4 protein-coding genes and 1 pseudogene are annotated in these 2,686 nt (G+C 65.5%); all 5 read right to left on the reverse strand.

Going from position 1 to position 2,686, the window contains the following annotated elements:
- Nucleotides 1–760 (reverse strand): DUF1403 family protein (locus EOA29_RS32160; RefSeq protein ID WP_127222127.1); only part of this gene is annotated, 760 nt, incomplete at its 3' end.
- Between the two features lie 119 nt (nucleotides 761–879).
- Nucleotides 880–1,203: a DNA-binding transcriptional regulator gene (locus EOA29_RS32165; RefSeq protein WP_127222128.1), complete on the reverse strand. Its 324-nt coding sequence runs from the start codon at nucleotides 1,201–1,203 to the stop codon at nucleotides 880–882.
- The gene (locus EOA29_RS32170) at nucleotides 1,193–1,552 is read right to left on the reverse strand and encodes a type II toxin-antitoxin system RelE/ParE family toxin (RefSeq protein ID WP_127222129.1); all 360 of its coding nucleotides are present in this window, start codon (nucleotides 1,550–1,552) and stop codon (nucleotides 1,193–1,195) included. Before EOA29_RS32170 ends, EOA29_RS32165 begins: the two co-directional genes overlap by 11 nt.
- Nucleotides 1,553–1,856: 304 nt before the next feature.
- Nucleotides 1,857–2,338, reverse strand: a pseudogene (locus EOA29_RS32175) (GNAT family N-acetyltransferase).
- Between the two features lie 26 nt (nucleotides 2,339–2,364).
- Nucleotides 2,365–2,634, reverse strand: a complete 270-nt coding sequence (locus EOA29_RS32180; protein WP_127222130.1) for a DUF1778 domain-containing protein — start codon at nucleotides 2,632–2,634, stop codon at nucleotides 2,365–2,367.
- Nucleotides 2,635–2,686: the final 52 nt, after the last annotated feature.

The raw sequence follows: 2,686 nt of genomic DNA on the forward strand, positions 1-2,686 counted from the left end.
AGATTGACCCCACCACCCCGTCAGCGAAGCTTGCTAGGCGGCTGGAATGCCGACACAGCGCATCACACTGCGGCGGCTTTGCCGCGCGCTCAAAACCTTTTTCGCCCGGTCGGATGCGCTTGCCGCCGCCGCCGTCGGTGCGGAAGGCCGGGCCAAAGGCTTGCGTCATCAACAGCGGCAGCGGCCGCGGCCAGCGCAGGCCTTGCGCCAGCACCAGGTCGGCGAGCCACCAGCCAAAAAGCTCGGCATCGGGGCGCACGGCGACGACGTGGGCGGCGATTGCCGCCGCGGCGAGCGGCGCCTGCCGCCGGGACCCCGCCACGTCCTCGATCTTCGTGCGGAGGTCGGCGAGCGCCTCATCGTCCCACGCGAGCCCGAGCATCTCGGCCACCTTTGCCAGACGATCGGCGCCGACCGCCGGCGGCTGCAGCGCCAGCTGGCGCCAGGCGCCAAAGATGGCGCCGGCGGGACCGGGATCGGCGCCGGAAGGGCAGAGCTGCCAGGCATCGCGCAAGGCCGCTTCATCCTCGGCGCGGCCGGCCAGCCGCATGCTGGCGGCGGCGCATTTGAGCGCCAGCCGTTGCCGCCAGGCGCCGGCCCAGGCAGCCTGCGCCCGGGCAAGCGTGTCGAGCGCGCCCAGGGCGGCGCCGGCCTGGAAGGCGGCGTCGGCGTCACTGGACACGGTGCTAGCTGCGAGCGCCCAGGCCGGAACGGCGGGCGGCGCAGCGAGGCTGGCGGTCGCGGGATCGAGGCGAATCATGCTTTCGAGGGTAAAGCGGCCGTGCGCTTTGTGCCACGATTTTCGTTTCAAAACGCACAGCTTGTCGGAGTGATAAAACGAATGATAATGTTGCCTTATCGTTCGTTTTGAAAAAAGGCCTACTGCAGCACCTGCAAACCGTGCTTTTCGACCACCGACAGAAGCTTGAGCGCCAGCCCGCTCGGCCGCTTGGCGCCGGTCTCCCACTTCTGCACCGTCGATTCCGACGTGTTGAGATAGCGCGCGAACACCGGCTGGCTGACGTGATTGCGCTCGCGCAGCGCCTTGATCTTCGTGGCGTCGAATGGCGTCGGCCGGGACAGGCAGGCTTCGTCGAACGAGCGCAGGGTCTGCTTGTCGACCGTGCCGGCGCGCACCATGCCCTCCACCGCGCTGTGGATCGCCTCGAAGGCGTCGCTCTTGAACTTCCGCTTAGTGGCCATCACCAATCTCCATCAAAGCTCCAGCATTCAATTCCGCGTCCAAATCCGCGGTGGATTTTCGCCTGTAGAGCGCCGCCAGCTCGCGAAACGCACGCAATTCATCATCGTCGATATTCGCCCTGTCCTGCTTGGCGAACAGATAGACGTAAACCCAAAACGCGCCGCTCCTGGCGAGCAGGATCGAGCGAAAGCGATTGTCGCCGAGCCGCTTCTTGAAAACGCCTCCGCCGAGATCGTCCGCCTTGCCCTGCGCGGCCTCCCTGGCTGCGCGCAAAAGCGCTGCATCCGGAAGCCGTCCCTTGCGCGCCGCTTTGGCGAACCAAGCTGTCTTGAATATTCGATCGGGCATGACGAAAGATAGCACTTGGTGCTATGGTATTCAATGGGTGTCGCGACCGTGCTGAGTTCGGGTAGCCAACCAAGCCGAATACTCCTGCGACTCGTGAATCGAGCGAGCGGACTCAGTGATGGCCGACGAAGCAGACGAGGGAATTGCCCGACATCGCAGAAATCACCCTCGCGAGGGGCAAGGAAGGCCGTGATCGGGCACCGGCCAATAACGTCAATGGGGCCCTCCCCCTGCCCACGGTCGGCCCCGTCGGCATGCCTCGCTCCATAGGGACAGCGCCGGCCAGCTTCATTGAACGAGGCTCTCAGAGATGGCCCGCAGCCCGCAAATCCGCCGCCAGCCGAAGCGGCTGACCTTGCGGCTGGCCCAGCAGGCGCCCGGCGCCGACGGAAGCGTTCCAATGGGCCGCGCATTCGTTCTTGGCGTCGTTGATCAAAAGGATGCCGCCGCCTTCCGTCACCAGCCACCGCCTGGCGGCGGTTGCCAGCAGCTGACCGCCCAGCCCGGCCCTGCGATCGATCCGTCGGCGGCGATCCGCGGCAGCAGAAAGGCTGGGACATCGTGGGGCGCAAGCCGCGGGGTCATGCGCGCCGGCACGGCTGCATGATCAACGGCCGACGGCGCGACCGAATAGAATCCAAGGATCCGACCGGGCCGCGCCGTTTCGATCGCACAATACGTTTTGGTGGCGTTCTGTTCATGGCTCTGGCGCGCATAACGGGCAAGGAAGACGTTCATGTCCGCATCGCCGCAATCGAAGTCGCCGCGATCGTGCGCCTTCGAGATAGGCTCCTCGTGCTAGGCCGGAAGGTTTATCGATCACGCGGCAAGGCGGCGATCGCGGCCCGTAGTTTTTCATTCGGCGGCGGCGGGTTGTCCAAAAGCTCCAGAATGCGCAGGAAATCCCGTTCCGAGACCTCTATCCTCTCGGCGCTCTTGATCACCGCTTCGGCCTCGCGCAGGGCCGCACGGGTGACGAACTCCGTCAAATCCGCATGCACAAGCGCGGCTGCCCGCATCAGCGTCGCCTTCTCCTGCGCCGCCACCCGCAGGTTCATCCGTTCATTCGCTGCCCGAGGCATAACAACCCTTCTTCACTCCTACTATTTTGATTGGGGTGTTGCCGGGTCGCAG

This window comes from Mesorhizobium sp. M1E.F.Ca.ET.063.01.1.1 (assembly GCF_003998155.1).
Lineage (GTDB): Bacteria > Pseudomonadota > Alphaproteobacteria > Rhizobiales > Rhizobiaceae > Mesorhizobium.